Consider the following 15,244-nt stretch of genomic DNA (forward strand, 5'->3'; position numbering starts at 1 on the left):
GCCAGCCATTGATGGGTATTGCGGAGCCTGTCATCGGGCGCGCATTGGCGCGACCCGTTGGCTCCACCCATCCTACAAGATCGAACGATCACCTCTTGCACTCGGGAGTCAGAAAGCCGAAACAATTCAACTGCGGTTGTTGCCTTAGGACTGTGCCGGACCCGCAGTCGCCAAGTCGTCACTCTGGCACCACGCAAGCCGTCCCGGCGGGCCGCTTTCTAATCTTGTCGCGACAAATTGACCCGACGGGCAAATCAGTTCTGAGTTTCAGAAATCATGTCAAGTAGAAAATTTCTGTAAATCAAAAATATTTCTGTTGTCGGCCGGCCCAAATCAGTGCGCATCTATCGCCATCCCGCCCTGGTCAGAAGGGCGTCGGCCGTCGTCACGGACGTTGGGCGGGTTGCGGTGGACGCTGGGCTCACGTCTGACGATGGCGTGGATCGAGCGTACGGCAAAACCGTGTGGTCCTGGCACCCGTTGCTGGTGTCAAGCTGTCGGAGAAGCGCAAGCGGAAACGGCAGTGACGGAGTCAATCAAGAACTCGTCTCCGGGGAGAGCACGGCATAAGCCGTAAAGCCACTGCGCAGGGAATGTCGGATGTTCTCCGCTGCCCTGTATGCTCGTGTGCGCATTTTTCTGTGCAAATTGCACACGGGACCGCGGGTGCAGCGCGCATCCGGCATTCCCTGCGCCCTCTTAATTCTGGGGGCGGAACGAATTTACAAAGCTCGGGCGCAATGCGTCGCGAGATCGCGAACACATATTCAGTTGTCATCACCCGCGCATGCGGGTGATCCAGTATCCCAGAGACGACGATGATTGAACCGATAAGCCGCGGCGTACTGGGCTTTCGCGGAGGACGACACCGCGCCTCATAAACCCCGTAGTAACGAGTTTTCTTTACCCTCTGCCAACCATAAGCTCCCTGTCGCGGGTTTGTGCTGAGTGGGTAGTGTCATGTTGCGTTTCAAGGTTCTGGCCTCGGTGGTTCCGCTGGCCGTCGTCGCCCTGTTCGCCCGCGGCGAGTTTTCGACCGGTCCGCGCCCCTGCATCGAGGTTGCGGGCGCTTCGGTCCAGATCGCGGCGCTGTCCTGGCAGGCCGAACGTCACGTCAGTTTCACTCATGATCCCGGCCGCGCCACCGTCCGCGTCCAGATCTCCGACAGCGCGGAAGCGGCGGACTTTACCGTCATTGACGACGTCGACAGCACCGAGCGTGGGGCCTGCGAAAGCCATTCGCCGCCGCAGCTGGTCGCGATTTCCAGTTCGCCGTCGCCGTCCGAACCCGTCATCTATCTCTCGACGGAGGGACCCGCCGATTACCGCATCTTCGTGCGCTCGAAGAGCTTTTCGGTGCGCGATGCCGCCGCTCTCATCGTCAGCGCCCGCGGCGCACAGCCTCGCGTCGTGGCCGCCTCGCTGTGAGTTAACACTTCATCAACCCTGTTCTTATCGCACCCGCGAAAGGCAGCCAGCCTCAAGCACTTTTCAAGATCGGCGACGCATCGTCTCTCGGGACGCACCGGGCGAATCGAGCCGCCTCAATTCGAGCAAACAATCTCAGGGTAACTGACGATGGGGCGGACTTACCGGATCAAACTATACTTCCGCCGCTTTGGCCGCCGGTATCCCTGGGTCAGCTTCACCCTCCGCTCGTTCATCGTCTTTTCCGCCACCTTTGGCGGCGCCTACGGCTTCATTACCGCAAGCCGCTCGGAAATATCCGGCTACAATCCGCACACCTTTGCGATCGGCATCAGTTTCCTGTTCGCGATCGCCTGCGTCGCCCTGGCCGCCCAGAGCGCCCGGTTTCGCTTCCTGCGCAAGAAGATGCACAAGGTCGCCCTGCACAATGAAGCGATGGCGGACCGCAACTGGGAACTGCAGGAGGCCGAGCAGCGCACCCGCCGCCTGTTCGAATCGCAGGGCGATTTGATCATCCTGCGCGACACCGACGGCCGCATCACCTTCGTCAACGATGCCTATTGCGAACTGGCGCAAGCGCCGCGCGAGGCCCTGATCGGCAGCACCGCCACGCTCGAAATTCTGGAACAGGGCGACAGCGTGCTGGAGTGGAACGGGACGCGTATCCATGACCAGAAGATCGCCGGTCCCGAGGGGCCACGATGGATCGCCTGGCGTGAAGCGCTGGTGCGCAACGATGCCGGCGGGCCTTCCGAAATGCAGAGCGTCGGCCGCGACGTCACCAACCGCACCGAGAGCGAGCGCGCGCTGGCCGAGGCCCGCGATCAGGCCGATGCCGCCAGCCGCACCAAGTCGCGCTTCCTCGCCATGGCGAGCCACGAGATCCGCACGCCGCTGAACGGCATCATCGGCATGAGCGGGCTGCTGCTGGATACGCCGCTGACGCCGGAACAGACCACCTACGTCAAGGCGGTGAAGACCTCCGGCGACGCGCTGCTGTCGCTGATCGAGGAGCTGCTGGACTATTCCAAGATCGAGGCCGGCAAGATCGACCTCGAACATCGCGCCTTCGCGCTGCCGGAGCTGATCGAGGGCATTACCGAATTGCTGGCGCCGCGCGCGCAGGCCCGCAAGCTCGAGATCGCCGCCTATATCGACGAGCGCCTGCCGATGGAAGTGGTTGGCGACGCGGCGCGGCTGCGCCAGGTGCTGCTCAATCTCGCCGGCAACGCCATCAAGTTCACCGCGACCGGCGGCGTCGCGTTGATTGTCGAGCCCGGCATCCGTCCGGGTGAAATCAGTTTTGTGTTGCGCGACACCGGCATCGGCATCGCTCCCGAGGCGCAGGACCGCATCTTCCGCGAATTCGAGCAGGCCGACGACCGCATCGCGCGCAGCTATGGCGGCACCGGATTGGGCCTCAGCATCAGCGACCGCATCGTCAAGCGGATGGGCGGTCGCATCACGCTGGAGAGCAAGCCCGGGTCAGGTTCGACGTTCGAGGTGACGATCCCGCTGCCGGCCTCCGATTCCGGCACGCCCAAGACGTTTGCCGCACCCGACCTGACCGGCCAGTCGATCATGCTGGTGTCGCCGCAAAGCATCGAGGCCTCGTTGACCGCGCGGCGGCTGCAGCGCTGGCGCGGCCAGACCTGCATGGTTTCCGACGCCGACGTCGCCCAGGCGCTGTTGCCGGAGCGGCTCTGGCACGCCATCCTGATCGATCACGCGCTCGGCACCAAAGCCATCGAAGCGTTCGGCGAGGCCGCACGGCTGCACGCCACCCAGCGCATCGTGATGTTCACGCCGGCCACGCGGCAGGAGCTGCAACCATCAGCGGCATCCCCCTTCACCGGCTATCTGGTCAAGCCGCTCCGCGCCGCCTCGCTCGCGGCGCGCCTGACGGCGACGCCGGAGATCTCGGCGCCCAGCGTCGTCAGCGATGCCATGACCGGCCTCGACGAGCCTGCCCCGACGCCGGCGCCGGCGAGCAAGGGGCTTTCGATCCTGGTCGCGGAAGACAATGAGATCAACGCGCTGTTGATGCGCTCCTTGCTGAGCCGGCTGGGGCACCAGGCCGTCATCACCACCAATGGCGAAGAGGCGCTGGAATCCTGGCTGTCGGCCAAGTCAGCCGGCGCGGGCTATGATCTGGTGCTGATGGACATCCAGATGCCGCAGCTCAACGGCATCGAAACCACCAAGCGGATGCGCACGCTGGAATCCGGCCTGCCCGGCCGCCGGACGCCGATCCTGGCGCTGACCGCCAACACGCTGGTGGAAGATCGTTACGCCTGTTTCGAAGCCGGAATGGATGGTTTCCTGATCAAGCCGCTCGACCGCGAGAAACTGGCGGAGGCGATCGCAGGGCTGGCAGCGTCGCGGCACATCGCGGCGTGATATCAATCGTAGGATGGGTTGAGCTCTTCGCGAAACCCATCAATGACTGGCGACGACGCTGATGGGTTTCGCAAGGGCTCAACCCATCCTACGAAGCTAGCTACAGCCGCCGCAGCGCCACCGTCTCGACGACGTGATCGGCGCCCTTCTTGAGAATCAGCGTCGCGCGCGGCCGGGTCGGCAAGATGTTGTCTTCGAGATTGGCAAGGTTGGTACGTTCCCAGATCGCCAGCGCCGTTGCCGTCGCCTCCTCGTCGGAGAGCGGCGCGTAACGATGGAAGTAAGACCGCGGATCGGTAAACGCCGTGTCGCGCAGCGCGAGGAAGCGCCGCACATACCATTGGCGCAGCACCGCTTCGTCGGCGTCGATATAAACCGAGAAGTCGAAAAAGTCGGAGACCACAGGAACCGCCTTGCCGTCACGCGGCAGGCGGCCGGTCTGCAACACGTTGACGCCCTCGACGATCAGGATGTCGGGGCGGTCGACCTCGATCCACTGGTTGGGAACGATGTCGTAGGTCAAATGCGAATAGACCGGCGCGCGCACCGGCCGCCGGCCGGCCTTGATGTCGCTCAGGAACGACAGCAGCATCGGCAGGTCGTAGCTCTCGGGAAAGCCCTTCTTCTGCATCAGGCCCTGCCGCTCGAGCACGGCGTTCGGAAACAGAAAGCCGTCGGTCGTCACCATTTCGACCTTGGGCCGCGGCGACCAGCGCGCCAAGAGCGCCTGCAGCACGCGCGCGGTGGTGGATTTGCCGACCGCCACCGAGCCGGCAACGCCGATGATATAGGGCACCTTGCGGTCGCGGATGCCGAGGAACTGACGCTGCGCCTGGTAGAGCCGCAAGGTCGCATCGACATAGATCGACAGCAGCCGCGACAGCGGCAGGAAGATGTCCTCGACCTCCTGCAAATCGAGGCGGTCGTGCAGCGAACGCAGCCGTTCGAACTCGCCCGGCTCCAGCGTCATCGGCGTGTCGTCGCGCAATCGCGCCCACTGCTCGCGGGTGAAGATCCGGTAGGGGTTGTATTGCTGGTCCGTCGCCCGAATATCCATGGCGTCGCCTCTTGCTCAATCGCGCTTGCGCGCGGCTTTTTCTTCCAGCCCGGACTGGTTGGTACGTTGCCCGAGTGCGGTCTCGACTTCTTCCAGCGTCACGCCGCGCGCTTTGAGCAGCACCAGCAGATGAAACAGCAAATCGGCGCTTTCGGCGATCAGGTGGTCGCGATCGTTCTCGACCGCGGCGATCACGGTCTCGACCGCTTCCTCGCCCAGCTTCTTGGCGCAGTGCTCCGCGCCCTTGTCGAGCAACTTGCGGGTGTAGGACGCCTCTCCCCCCGATGCGGCCCGGGCATCGATGGTGGCGGCCAGATCATGAATGGTGAAACGTGGCATCGACTGAACTCAACACGTGCGCCGGCTGAAGGCCCGCGCCATCCCGATCACGGACTTAGCACTTTTGTGACGGGGAGTCGTCAGGGATCGAGCCGCATCGGCAGCCCGGCGCGCACCATGTGCTCCTTGGCTTGGCGAATGGTAAATTCGCCGAAGTGGAATATCGAGGCCGCCAGCACCGCGGTGGCGTGGCCCTGGCGGATGCCGTCCACGAGGTGGTCGAGATTGCCGACGCCGCCGGACGCAATTACCGGTACGGGAACACTGTCGGCGATGGCCTGTGTCAGCGGCAGGTCGAAGCCCTGCCTTGTGCCGTCCCGGTCCATCGAGGTCAGCAGGATTTCGCCGGCGCCGAGCGAGACCACTTCCTGGGCATATTCGATGGCGTCGATCCCGGTCGAATTGCGCCCGCCATGGGTGAAAATCTCCCAGCGGTCCGAGCCGCCGGCGCGTTTGACCCGCTTGGCGTCGATCGCGACCACGATGCACTGTTCGCCGAACTTCTCGGCGCCCTGCTTGACGAATTCGCGGTTGCTAACTGCGGCGCTGTTGATCGAGACCTTGTCGGCGCCGGATCGCAGCAGCGTCTTGATGTCGTCAATCGTCCGCACCCCGCCGCCGACCGTCAGCGGCATGAAGCAGGCCTCCGCCGTCCGCCTGACAACGTCGAGCATGGTGCCGCGGTTCTCGTGGGTGGCGGTGATGTCGAGGAAGCAGAGCTCGTCGGCGCCGGCGGCGTCATACGCAATCGCCGCTTCCACGGGATCGCCGGCGTCGCGCAGATCGACGAAGTTGACGCCCTTGACCACGCGGCCGTCCTTGACGTCGAGGCAGGGGATCACGCGGACCTTGAACATTGTAGTCTCCCTACGCCGCGCTGCGCGCGTTGCGGATCAGCGCCAATGCGGCTGCGGGATCGAGCCGGCCGTCATAGAGCGCACGGCCGGCAATCGCGCCCGCCAGCTTTTTGGCGCGCGGCTCCAGCAGCGCCTTGACGTCCTCGATGGAAGCAAAGCCGCCGGAGGCGATGACGGGAATCGAGATGCTCTCGGCCAGCGCAATCGTCGCGTCGAGGTTAAGGCCCTTGAGCAGGCCGTCGCGCGCGATGTCCGTAAAGATGATCGCGGCGACGCCGGCGTCCTCGAACCGTTGCGCGATTTCGAGCACGGTCACCTGCGAGGTCTCGGCCCAGCCTTCGACCGCGACCTTGCCGTCGCGGGCGTCGAGACCGACCGCAACCCGGCCGGGGAATTTCTTCGCGGCGCTCTTCACCAGTTCCGGATCGCGCACCGCCGCGGTGCCGATGATCACCCGCGCAATGCCCTTGTCGAGCCAGGCCTCGATGGTCTTGAGGTCGCGAATGCCGCCGCCGAGCTGCACCGGCATCGTAACCGCCTTGAGCATGCCTTCGACGGCGAGCGCATTCATCGGCTTGCCGGCAAAGGCGCCGTCGAGATCGACGACATGCAGATATTCAAAGCCCTGATCGGCAAAGGCGCGCGCCTGCGCCGCGGGATCGAGGTTGAACACGGTCGCCCGCGCCATGTCGCCCTGTTCGAGGCGCACGCACTGGCCGTTTTTCAAATCGACAGCGGGAAAAAGGATCACGGCTTCCATTTCAAAAAGTTCGAGATCAGACCCAGCCCGAAACGCTGGCTCTTTTCCGGGTGGAATTGCGTACCGATCGCGGTGTCCTTGCCGACCATCGCCGTTACCGGCCCGCCATATTCGGCGCGCAGCAGCACATCCGCTTCATGCGAGGCGTTGAGGTGATAGGAGTGCACGAAATAGGCGTGGCGGCCCTTCGGCCCGAGCGGCAGGCGCTCCAGCACCGGGTGCTCGCGCACCATGTCGAGTGTGTTCCAGCCCATGTGGGGAATCTTCAAGTTCTCCTCGCGCGGCGTAATTTTTTCGACGTCGCCCGCGATCCAGTTGAAGCCGTCGGTGGTGACATGCTCCTTGCCGCGCGTCGCCATCAGCTGCATGCCGACGCAGATGCCGAAGAACGGCCGCGCCTTGGAACGCACGGCTTCCGTCATTGCCTCGAGCATGCCGTCGACGGCATCGAGGCCCCTGCGGCAATCGGCGAAGGCACCGACGCCGGGCAACACGATGCGATCGGCGCGGAATACCGCTTCGGGATCGCGCGTCACCATGATCTTCGGCGAACTTTCCATGCTGCGCGCGGCGCGCTCGAACGCCTTAGCCGCCGAGTGCAGATTGCCCGAGCCGTAATCGATGATCGCAACGCTCATCGCAATCCTCCCGGCTCGGGAAACAGGCCGATGATGCCGCCTTGCGGCATCGGCGGCGGTTTTGAAAATGGCTGGCCCGGAATGTTGCGGGTCGGCGGCGGTCCGCCGCGCTCAACCGCCCATTGGTCGTTGGTGAGACCGCGCTGCCTTGCGGTCCAGCGATCGAAGAAGCGCTGCTCGGCGGCTTCCTCGTCATCGGCCACCACGATATCGAGCTGCCGCCATTTGCGCCGCGAGAACGTCCAGCGCCGCAGGCTGGCCGCTTCAAAGCCCATCAGAACCGCAACCAGGAAATTGGCGAACAGGATGGTACCACCGCCGGCGCCAAGCGCCCTCAGGCCGAATGCAATCGCAACTGTCAGCGCGATCCAGCCGATCAGCGCCAGCCACAGACGATGCCAGACAAGCCACGGCAGGCTCGCCACCGCGGCCCAGAAATGGAAGCCGTCGCGGACGAAAATAAACCTGTCGGTCGACGCCAGATCGGCGCCGCCATTGACCGGGGCATGCACTGTATAGACCGGCATCGTCACTCTCCGCCGCGAACCAGATCGAGCTGATTGGTCAGTCCGATCAGCCTTTTAGTTCAAGCATGGACCGTTTCGGGGAAACCGGTGCCCACTTTCGCCAGCGGGGCCCCGGGTCCAGATCATGGTCCAAAATCAGCCGCCGAGCTGACCCTTGGTGGATGGCACTTCGCCTGCGGTTTTTGGGTCGATGGCAACCGCCGTCCGAAGCGCCCGGGCCAAACCCTTGAAGCAGGATTCGGCGATATGATGGCTGTTCTCGCCATATATGGTTTCGACGTGCAAAGTCACGCCGGCGTTGGTCGTGAACGCGTTGAACCATTCGCGAACCAGCTCGGTGTCGAATTCGCCGATCTTGTCGCGCGGAAAATCGGCCTTGAACACCAGCACCGGCCGGCCCGAAATGTCGATCACGACGCGCGTCAGCGTCTCATCCATCGGCATGTGGATCGAGGCATAGCGGGTGATCCCGGCCATGGTGCCGAGCGCCTGCTTGACGGCCTGACCCAGCGCGATGCCGACGTCCTCGGTGGTGTGGTGATGGTCGACATGGAGATCGCCATCCGCCTTGACTGTGATGTCGATGCGCGAATGCCGGGCCAGGAGGTCGAGCATATGGTCGAAGAAGCCGATACCGGTCGAAACCTTGGACACGCCCGTGCCATCGAGGTTTACCGCCACCTCGATGTCGGTCTCCTTGGTCTTGCGCTTGATGGTCGCTGTGCGCATGAAATGTGCTTTCCTTTGCCTCTTCCCGGCCGAAAACGCGGCCCTTTTAACAGGCCGAAGTCGCCTTCGCCACTGCGGGATCGTGCTTAAAAGGCTCAACTTCCCCCTATAGTGACCAAATCCGGCCGATTGTAACGGTGCGCTCGAACCCCTAAATCTGGTCGGACACGAGGTATTTCATGCAAGCATCCCCAAACGAGCCGTCGGTCTGGCACGGCACCACCATTTTAACGGTCCGCAAGGGCGGCAAGGTGGTGATCGGCGGCGACGGCCAGGTCTCGATCGGCCAGACCGTGATCAAATCCAACGCCAAGAAGGTCCGCAAACTCGGCAAGGGCGACGTTATCGGCGGCTTTGCCGGCGCCACCGCTGATGCTTTCACCCTGTTCGAGCGGCTGGAGAGCAAGCTGGAGCAGTATCCGGGTCAATTGACCCGCGCCGCGGTCGAACTCGCCAAGGACTGGCGCACCGACCGCTATCTGCGCCGCCTGGAAGCGATGATGATCGTCGCCGACAAGGACGTCTCGCTAGTGCTGACCGGCACTGGCGACGTGCTGGAGCCGGAGGCCGGCGTGATGGCGATCGGCTCAGGCGGCAATTATGCGCTGGCCGCCGCCCGTGCGCTGATTGATACCGACAAGGATGCCGAGGCCATCGTTCGCCGCGGGCTGGATATTGCCGCCGATATCTGCGTCTACACCAACCGCAACGTGACGATCGAGACCCTTTAGGGAGAGTGGCCGGTCATGGCTCCGCCTTATGTCTTCCGCCCGATGACCACGGCCGATCTGCCGCTGATTCAGCGTTGGCTTCTGGAACCCCATGTCGCCGAATGGTGGCATGATCCCGAGACCTTCGAGTTCGTCAGTGGCGACCTGGATCATCCTGATGTGGCGCAATTCATCGTGACGCTGGATGGCCAGCCGTTCGGCTATCTGCAATGCTATCGAATGAGCGACTGGGATAGCGGCTTTGGTCAGCAGCCGTTCGGCACACGGGGGATCGACCAGTTTATCGGCGAAGCCGATATGATGGGGCGGGGCCACGGGTCTGCATTCATCAGCGCCTTCATTGAAGGGCTGCTGAGGAATGACACGCCTCGCGTCGTGCTCGATCCCAAGCCAACGAATGGTCGCGCCATACGGGCCTATGAGAAGGCGGGATTCGTTAGAGATCGCTTGGTCGATACCCCCGACGGCGAGGCTCTGCTGATGGTCCGCAACCTATGACTACAGACAGCGCCGCCGCACGGCCTCCCTTCGCCAACAGTGTTACGGCCGGGCGCTGGCTGTTGATGGCCGCCGTCATCCTGGTGCTGCAAGCCTTGATCCTCTATGCGATGGGCCGCCTGCCGATCTGCGCCTGCGGCTACGTCAAACTCTGGCACGGCGTGGTGCAGAGCTCGGAAAATTCGCAGCACATCGCCGACTGGTACACGCTGTCGCATATCCTGCACGGCTTCCTGTTTTATGGCGCGGCCCATCTCGTGTTTCCGCGGCTGGCCTGGCCCGGCCGGCTGATCCTCGCGATGCTGGTCGAGGGCGCCTGGGAACTGGTCGAGAATTCAAATTTGATCATCGACCGCTATCGTGCCGCCACCATCTCGCTGGATTATTACGGCGACACCATCGTCAATTCGATCTCCGACAGTTTCGCCATGATCGGCGGCTTCCTGCTGGCGAAAAAACTCCCGGTCGCGGCCACCGTGGCGCTGGCCCTGGTGTTCGAAATCGTGTTGGCGCTGCACATTCGGGACAATCTGGCGCTGAACATCATCATGCTGCTCTACCCCCTTGAAGCGATAAAGCAGTGGCAGGCCGGCCCGCCGATTATCTAGGCCGCCTTGCCGCGAACGAAATTTCACCCTAGCTAAAGCCAATGACCGACTTTTCCCCCCGTGAAATCGTCTCCGAACTCGACCGCTTCATCGTCGGCCAGGCCGACGCCAAGCGCGCCGTCTCGATTGCGCTGCGCAACCGCTGGCGGCGGCTGCAGCTCACCAGCAATCTGCGCGAGGAGGTGCTGCCGAAAAACATCTTGATGATCGGGCCAACCGGCGTCGGCAAGACCGAGATCGCGCGACGGCTGGCGAAATTGGCCGGCGCCCCCTTCATCAAGGTCGAAGCCACGAAGTTTACCGAGGTCGGTTATGTCGGCCGCGACGTCGAGCAGATCATCCGTGATCTCGTCGAGGTCGCGATCTCCCAGACCCGCGAGCGCAAACGCAAAGACGTGCAGGCCCGCGCCCAACTCGCGGCCGAGGAGCGCGTGCTCGACGCACTGGTCGGGCCGGCTTCCAGTCCCGCCACCCGCGATTCCTTCCGCAAGAAGCTGCGCGCCGGCGAACTCAACGACAAGGAAATCGAGATCGAGACGTCGTCATCCGGCGGCATGCCGATGTTCGAAATTCCGGGCATGCCCGGCGCCCAGCTGGGTGCGATTTCGATCGGCGATATCTTCGGCAAGATGGGCGGACGGACCAAGACCCGCCGCCTGACGGTCGAAAACTCGCACGAGACGCTCGTGAACGAAGAATCCGACAAACTGCTCGACAGCGACCAGCTGGTGCTGGAAGCGATCAACGCGGTCGAGAACAATGGCATCGTGTTCCTCGACGAGATCGACAAGATCTGCGTGCGCGACGGCCGCACCGGCGGCGATGTCTCGCGCGAAGGCGTGCAGCGCGACCTGCTGCCGCTGATCGAAGGCACCACCGTCTCGACCAAGCACGGCGCGGTCAAAACCGACCATATCCTGTTCATCGCGTCCGGCGCGTTCCATATCGCAAAACCGTCAGACCTGTTGCCCGAGTTGCAGGGCCGGTTGCCGATCCGTGTCGAGCTGGAAGCGCTGACGCGCGACGACATGCGCCGCATCCTGACCGAGCCGGAGGCATCGCTGATCAAGCAATATATCGCGCTGATGCAGACCGAAGGCGTCACGCTCGACATCACCGACGGAGCGATCGACGCGCTGGCGGATGTCGCGGTCGCCGTCAACTCCACCGTGGAGAATATCGGCGCGCGGCGCCTGCAGACGGTGATGGAGCGCGTGCTCGACGAGATTTCCTTTGCCGCCCCGGACCGCCACGGCGAGACCATCAAGGTCGATGCCGACTACGTGCAGAAGCATGTCGGCGATCTCGCCAAGAACGCGGATTTGAGCCGGTTTATTTTGTAGTATCAAAGATTGTCGTCCCGGCCTTGAGCCGGGACCCATAACCCCGGTCGTCTATTGTTGAACGAAGCCATCAACCCTTGTGCTAGGCAACGACGGCCGCGGCGTATGGGTCCCCCCGATGCACACTGCGCATCTGAGCTCAAGGCCGGGACGACGATGACGATAAATTTGCGGGTCTGGCAAACCCCCTGGCGCTTGATGCTTGCCGTCAATGTCGCCGTGTTTGTCGGGGTATTCCTGCACAAGATCGCGCTGCCGCCCTTCGTCCCCTACATTCATCTGCTGGTCGACTATCATTTCGGCTTCACCAAGCGCGCGCTGATCGGCGCGATCGTGGCGCTGTTCACTTCGAAGATCCCGGTGTGGCTGGTGTTCGCGATCAGTGGCGCGGTCTGGCTCATCACGGCGGGCCTGTTCGTGCGACTGTTCAGGCGGACGTTCGGTTTCGACGACGCGCATCTGCCGTTGTTCGTGTTCATGGTAGGCTCACCGTTCTTCCTGAAGAATTTCATGCACACGCTCGGGCATTTCGACATCTACGGATGCCTGTTTGCGATCTGCCTCTTACTGATTCCGGCGCGCTCGCTGTTCTATGTGCTGCTCGCCACGCTGTTCTCGATGATCCTCGTGCTGATTCACCATATTCATCTCCTGATGTATGTGCCGACCATCGCGGCCATCGTGGTGCTGCGTTATTATCTGGTGCAACCGCTGAGCCGCACCGGCGTGATCGCGGGCTTCGCCGCGCTTGCCGCCACCGGCATCCTTTTCTTCGTCGCGCAATTCTACGGGACGATGGCGGTGTCCGAAGCAGATTTCGTCGCTTATCTAAAGGGCCGGATGGCCGATCCCAGCCGCAGTAACCTGCTGAGTTTTGCCTATATCTGGTATCAGCCGTTGTCGACGGAAGTTGCCGACACCTGGCAACGCCTGCCGCATAATCTGCTCGGCTTTCCGATCTTCGCGCTGCTGATCTGGCTGCACACGCCGCTATGGCGATATTTTGCAGAACTGATCGCTGCGCTATCCGTCGAACGCCATCGCCACATCGTCAAGGCGGTGATCGCCGTCATCAGCCTCTTCTATCTCGTGATGTTTGCGATGGTGTTCGATTATTCGCGCTGGATTTCGAACTGGGCGGTGTGCCTGTTCCTGCTCCTGCACGCGGTAAAGGCCCTGCCCGCCTCGCGCGAGGTGACGCCGATATCGACCGATGATCGGAAGACCATGGTCTTCGGCTGGATCGTCACGCTGATCCCGCGCGTCGGGATCGTACGGCCGTTCTAGCGAACCCTTCGTACCCGCACATACAGCGCGCCCTCGCCGCCGTGGCCGATATGGGCCTCCTCGAAGCCGACCACCAGCGAGCGGAATTCCGGCAAACCCAACCATTGCGGCACCTGACGGCGCAACACGCCGCGCTCGGCCTCTGAGCCGCCCACTTTGCCCTTGCCGGTGATGATGAGCACGAAGGTGAGGCCATCGCTGTGTGCGCGCTGCAGGAAGGTAAGCAGCACGCGGTGCGCGCGGATCTGCGTCATGCCGTGCAAATCGAGCCGGGCGTCAATCTCTTTCCGGCCACGCGAAAGCTGTGAGCGTTCACGGCGCCCGATCGGCGCCAGCGGTGGCGGCTCCGGCCGGGACGGAGGAATGATTCGTGGCGAAGGCGTCGCCTTTGGTGACGCAACAGGCTTGGCAGCGGTACTGGCTTCCGCCTCCGGCGATGCGGCCGGCGGCTTCACGGTGCGGTGCCGCTTGCGCAGCGGCTTGACCTGCTTGGCCACGCTTTCCCACAGCGCACGCTCCTCTTCGCTGAGGCTGCGCTTGCGCCGCGGCGGCATTGGTATTTCGGGGATCGAGCTCGACGTCCGGCGTTTCATTGACGGTGGTGGCGGAAACGGCGGATGTGGCGGTGCCGCGGTTCGGAAACCGGTTTGACATCGGGCCGGGCCGCCGGCAACGGCACCGGTTTTACCACGGCGGCCTGCGCGGCGGATGTGGGTGCGGTCGCGGGCGGCGTTGCAGCGGGAGTGGCGGGAGCAGCGTTCTTGGGATCCTTCATTGGATCAACCTGCGGAAACAGCTTTGCGATTTTCTCCGACGGCCGTTCGTCCGGCACCGGCAGCTTGCGGCCCCGCGCGGAGGGATCGAGGCTCTTCGGCAACAGCATGACAAAACGCATAGGATGGCGGAAGCGGCCTGCCACCTTGCCGGCATCGGCCCCGGCGCCGAGATAGAGATCGGCACGGGCGGGTCCGACGATCGCCGAGCCCGTATCCTGCGCGATCATCAGCCGGCGAAACGGCGTCTTGGACGTTTCGGTGTCGATCGGCAACTCGCCCTCGATGAAGAATGGCGTGCCGTAGACATGCAGCGCCTTATCAACCGCGATCGAGCGGCCGGGCGTCAGCGGCACACCCTGGGCGCCGACCGCTTCGTCCTTGTCGGAGAGGTTTACCTCGCGGAAAAACACGTAGGACCGGTTCTGGCGTCGCAATTCGTTGGCGCCATCGGGGTTTGCCGTCATCCACTCCCGGATCTTCTGCATCGACATCTGATCCCTGGGGATGATGTTGCGTTCGATCAGGATGCGGCCGACCGGGGTATAGGGATAACCATTATGCGCATCGTAATTGATGCGAACGGTCGAGCCATCATCGAGGCTGACCCGCGCCGATCCCTGGATCTGCGAGAACAGCAGATCGGTCTGGTCCTTCAGAAAGCAGATTTCGAGGCCACGGCCCTCGATCGCTCCGTCCTCGATCTCGGCGCGATCGTAATAGGGCACCAGCTTGCGGCGGCCAATCTTGCGAAACACCTTGCCCCCGTTGGGCAAACCGACCGAGCTCTGCGTGACGCCGCGAACGAACAGATTGGACGGCCGGCGATAGACCGGCACTTTGTAGACCTCGTTCTCCGTCCGCGAGCCGTCGACGATGGGCTCGTAATAGCCGGTGACAAAGCCCTCGGGCTCGCCGAGCCGCGATATCCGCAAGGGCAGAAAATGCTCCTCGAAGAACGCTTTCGCCCTGGCGCCGTCGGTTAGCTCAAGGCCCCTGGCGACGCGGCAGGGATCGCGCAGCGAGGTACCAATTGCTTTCGGTTCGGATGGTGGTTTGGTTTGCGCTGCTATCGGCTTGCAGCTGTCGCGAAAGGTCTTGTAGGCGGCGAGATGATCGTCTTCGCGCCAGCCGGTGATGTCGGACCAGGCGACCGGCGCATATTGGGTGTTGGTGATCTGGAACGGCAAATCCAGCTGCGGATAAGGAAGGTGACGCTCGGATATCGGATGCGGGGGCGGATGTGAATGCGACCGCGCCCGACGCGCG

16 protein-coding genes are annotated in these 15,244 nt (G+C 63.2%); 7 read left to right on the plus strand and 9 right to left on the minus strand.

What is annotated here, in order from left to right; translation table 11 throughout:
* The first annotated feature begins 960 nt into the window (after window positions 1-960).
* Together JQ574_RS08945 and JQ574_RS08950 are read left to right on the plus strand one after the other, a co-directional pair.
* Window positions 961-1,428 carry a hypothetical protein gene (locus JQ574_RS08945; RefSeq protein ID WP_212207578.1) on the plus strand — a complete coding sequence of 156 codons (468 nt, stop codon included), beginning with the start codon at window positions 961-963 and terminating at the stop codon, window positions 1,426-1,428.
* A gap of 150 nt (window positions 1,429-1,578) precedes the next feature.
* Window positions 1,579-3,828 carry an ATP-binding protein gene (locus JQ574_RS08950; protein ID WP_212207579.1) on the plus strand — a complete coding sequence of 750 codons (2,250 nt, stop codon included), beginning with the start codon at window positions 1,579-1,581 and terminating at the stop codon, window positions 3,826-3,828.
* A gap of 100 nt (window positions 3,829-3,928) precedes the next feature.
* Here JQ574_RS08950 and coaA read toward each other — a convergent pair whose 3' ends face one another.
* From coaA to hisB, 7 genes are all read right to left on the minus strand, one after another.
* Window positions 3,929-4,885, minus strand: coding sequence for a type I pantothenate kinase (gene coaA / locus JQ574_RS08955; RefSeq protein WP_192736144.1), 957 nt, complete (start codon window positions 4,883-4,885; stop codon window positions 3,929-3,931).
* 15 nt (window positions 4,886-4,900) lie between these two features.
* Entirely contained in the window at window positions 4,901-5,224 is a 324-nt protein-coding gene (locus JQ574_RS08960; protein ID WP_192736143.1) for a phosphoribosyl-ATP diphosphatase, read from the minus strand.
* An 80-nt stretch (window positions 5,225-5,304) separates the two neighbouring features.
* Window positions 5,305-6,081: an imidazole glycerol phosphate synthase subunit HisF gene (gene hisF, locus JQ574_RS08965; RefSeq protein ID WP_212207580.1), complete on the minus strand. Its 777-nt coding sequence runs from the start codon at window positions 6,079-6,081 to the stop codon at window positions 5,305-5,307.
* A gap of 10 nt (window positions 6,082-6,091) precedes the next feature.
* The gene (hisA, locus tag JQ574_RS08970; RefSeq protein ID WP_212207581.1) at window positions 6,092-6,841 is read right to left on the minus strand and encodes a 1-(5-phosphoribosyl)-5-[(5-phosphoribosylamino)methylideneamino]imidazole-4-carboxamide isomerase; all 750 of its coding nucleotides are present in this window, start codon (window positions 6,839-6,841) and stop codon (window positions 6,092-6,094) included.
* Window positions 6,829-7,479 (minus strand): imidazole glycerol phosphate synthase subunit HisH, encoded by a 651-nt coding sequence (hisH, locus tag JQ574_RS08975; protein WP_212207582.1) that lies wholly within the window; start codon window positions 7,477-7,479, stop codon window positions 6,829-6,831. The genes hisA and hisH overlap by 13 nt, the downstream gene beginning before the upstream one ends.
* Window positions 7,476-8,006 carry a DUF2628 domain-containing protein gene (locus tag JQ574_RS08980; RefSeq protein WP_212207583.1) on the minus strand — a complete coding sequence of 177 codons (531 nt, stop codon included), beginning with the start codon at window positions 8,004-8,006 and terminating at the stop codon, window positions 7,476-7,478. Before JQ574_RS08980 ends, hisH begins: the two co-directional genes overlap by 4 nt.
* Window positions 8,007-8,141: 135 nt before the next feature.
* A complete protein-coding gene (hisB, locus tag JQ574_RS08985; protein WP_212207584.1) occupies window positions 8,142-8,735 on the minus strand; it encodes an imidazoleglycerol-phosphate dehydratase HisB in 594 nt (197 codons plus the stop codon).
* Between the two features lie 179 nt (window positions 8,736-8,914).
* Between hisB and hslV the strand changes: the two genes are divergently transcribed.
* The 5 genes from hslV to JQ574_RS09010 all read left to right on the plus strand — a co-directional run bounded on the left by hslV (window position 8,915) and on the right by JQ574_RS09010 (window position 13,202).
* Window positions 8,915-9,466: an ATP-dependent protease subunit HslV gene (gene hslV, locus JQ574_RS08990; RefSeq protein ID WP_212207585.1), complete on the plus strand. Its 552-nt coding sequence runs from the start codon at window positions 8,915-8,917 to the stop codon at window positions 9,464-9,466.
* Between the two features lie 15 nt (window positions 9,467-9,481).
* Window positions 9,482-9,964 (plus strand): GNAT family N-acetyltransferase, encoded by a 483-nt coding sequence (locus tag JQ574_RS08995; protein ID WP_212207586.1) that lies wholly within the window; start codon window positions 9,482-9,484, stop codon window positions 9,962-9,964.
* Window positions 9,961-10,572: a DUF2585 domain-containing protein gene (locus JQ574_RS09000; RefSeq protein WP_212207587.1), complete on the plus strand. Its 612-nt coding sequence runs from the start codon at window positions 9,961-9,963 to the stop codon at window positions 10,570-10,572. Before JQ574_RS08995 ends, JQ574_RS09000 begins: the two co-directional genes overlap by 4 nt.
* A gap of 41 nt (window positions 10,573-10,613) precedes the next feature.
* Complete coding sequence (gene hslU / locus JQ574_RS09005) at window positions 10,614-11,915, plus strand: ATP-dependent protease ATPase subunit HslU (RefSeq protein ID WP_212383449.1); 1,302 nt, start codon at window positions 10,614-10,616, stop codon at window positions 11,913-11,915.
* Between the two features lie 162 nt (window positions 11,916-12,077).
* Complete coding sequence (locus JQ574_RS09010) at window positions 12,078-13,202, plus strand: hypothetical protein (protein ID WP_212207622.1); 1,125 nt, start codon at window positions 12,078-12,080, stop codon at window positions 13,200-13,202.
* Here the strand turns inward: JQ574_RS09010 and JQ574_RS09015 are convergent.
* Window positions 13,199-13,795 (minus strand): Smr/MutS family protein, encoded by a 597-nt coding sequence (locus JQ574_RS09015; RefSeq protein WP_212207589.1) that lies wholly within the window; start codon window positions 13,793-13,795, stop codon window positions 13,199-13,201. The two genes, JQ574_RS09010 and JQ574_RS09015, sit on opposite strands and share 4 nt — an antisense overlap.
* Window positions 13,792-15,165 carry a murein transglycosylase A gene (locus JQ574_RS09020; protein ID WP_409363382.1) on the minus strand — a complete coding sequence of 458 codons (1,374 nt, stop codon included), beginning with the start codon at window positions 15,163-15,165 and terminating at the stop codon, window positions 13,792-13,794. Before JQ574_RS09020 ends, JQ574_RS09015 begins: the two co-directional genes overlap by 4 nt.
* Window positions 15,166-15,244: the final 79 nt, after the last annotated feature.

The sequence above is a fragment of the Bradyrhizobium sp. AUGA SZCCT0158 genome, from assembly GCF_018130065.1.
Taxonomy (GTDB): domain Bacteria; phylum Pseudomonadota; class Alphaproteobacteria; order Rhizobiales; family Xanthobacteraceae; genus Bradyrhizobium.

Excerpts from the sequence above, each read along its gene's own strand:
- JQ574_RS08945 (WP_212207578.1), top strand. The coding sequence starts at position 961 with ATGTTGCGTTTCAAGGTTCTGGCCTCGGTGGTTCCGCTGGCCGTCGTC.
- JQ574_RS08950 (WP_212207579.1), top strand. The coding sequence starts at position 1,579 with ATGGGGCGGACTTACCGGATCAAACTATACTTCCGCCGCTTTGGCCGC.
- coaA (WP_192736144.1), bottom strand. The coding sequence starts at position 4,885 with ATGGATATTCGGGCGACGGACCAGCAATACAACCCCTACCGGATCTTC.
- JQ574_RS08960 (WP_192736143.1), bottom strand. The coding sequence starts at position 5,224 with ATGCCACGTTTCACCATTCATGATCTGGCCGCCACCATCGATGCCCGG.
- hisF (WP_212207580.1), bottom strand. The coding sequence starts at position 6,081 with ATGTTCAAGGTCCGCGTGATCCCCTGCCTCGACGTCAAGGACGGCCGC.
- hisA (WP_212207581.1), bottom strand. The coding sequence starts at position 6,841 with ATGGAAGCCGTGATCCTTTTTCCCGCTGTCGATTTGAAAAACGGCCAG.
- hisH (WP_212207582.1), bottom strand. The coding sequence starts at position 7,479 with ATGAGCGTTGCGATCATCGATTACGGCTCGGGCAATCTGCACTCGGCG.
- JQ574_RS08980 (WP_212207583.1), bottom strand. The coding sequence starts at position 8,006 with ATGCCGGTCTATACAGTGCATGCCCCGGTCAATGGCGGCGCCGATCTG.
- hisB (WP_212207584.1), bottom strand. The coding sequence starts at position 8,735 with ATGCGCACAGCGACCATCAAGCGCAAGACCAAGGAGACCGACATCGAG.
- hslV (WP_212207585.1), top strand. The coding sequence starts at position 8,915 with ATGCAAGCATCCCCAAACGAGCCGTCGGTCTGGCACGGCACCACCATT.
- JQ574_RS08995 (WP_212207586.1), top strand. The coding sequence starts at position 9,482 with ATGGCTCCGCCTTATGTCTTCCGCCCGATGACCACGGCCGATCTGCCG.
- JQ574_RS09000 (WP_212207587.1), top strand. The coding sequence starts at position 9,961 with ATGACTACAGACAGCGCCGCCGCACGGCCTCCCTTCGCCAACAGTGTT.
- hslU (WP_212383449.1), top strand. The coding sequence starts at position 10,614 with ATGACCGACTTTTCCCCCCGTGAAATCGTCTCCGAACTCGACCGCTTC.
- JQ574_RS09015 (WP_212207589.1), bottom strand. The coding sequence starts at position 13,795 with ATGAAACGCCGGACGTCGAGCTCGATCCCCGAAATACCAATGCCGCCG.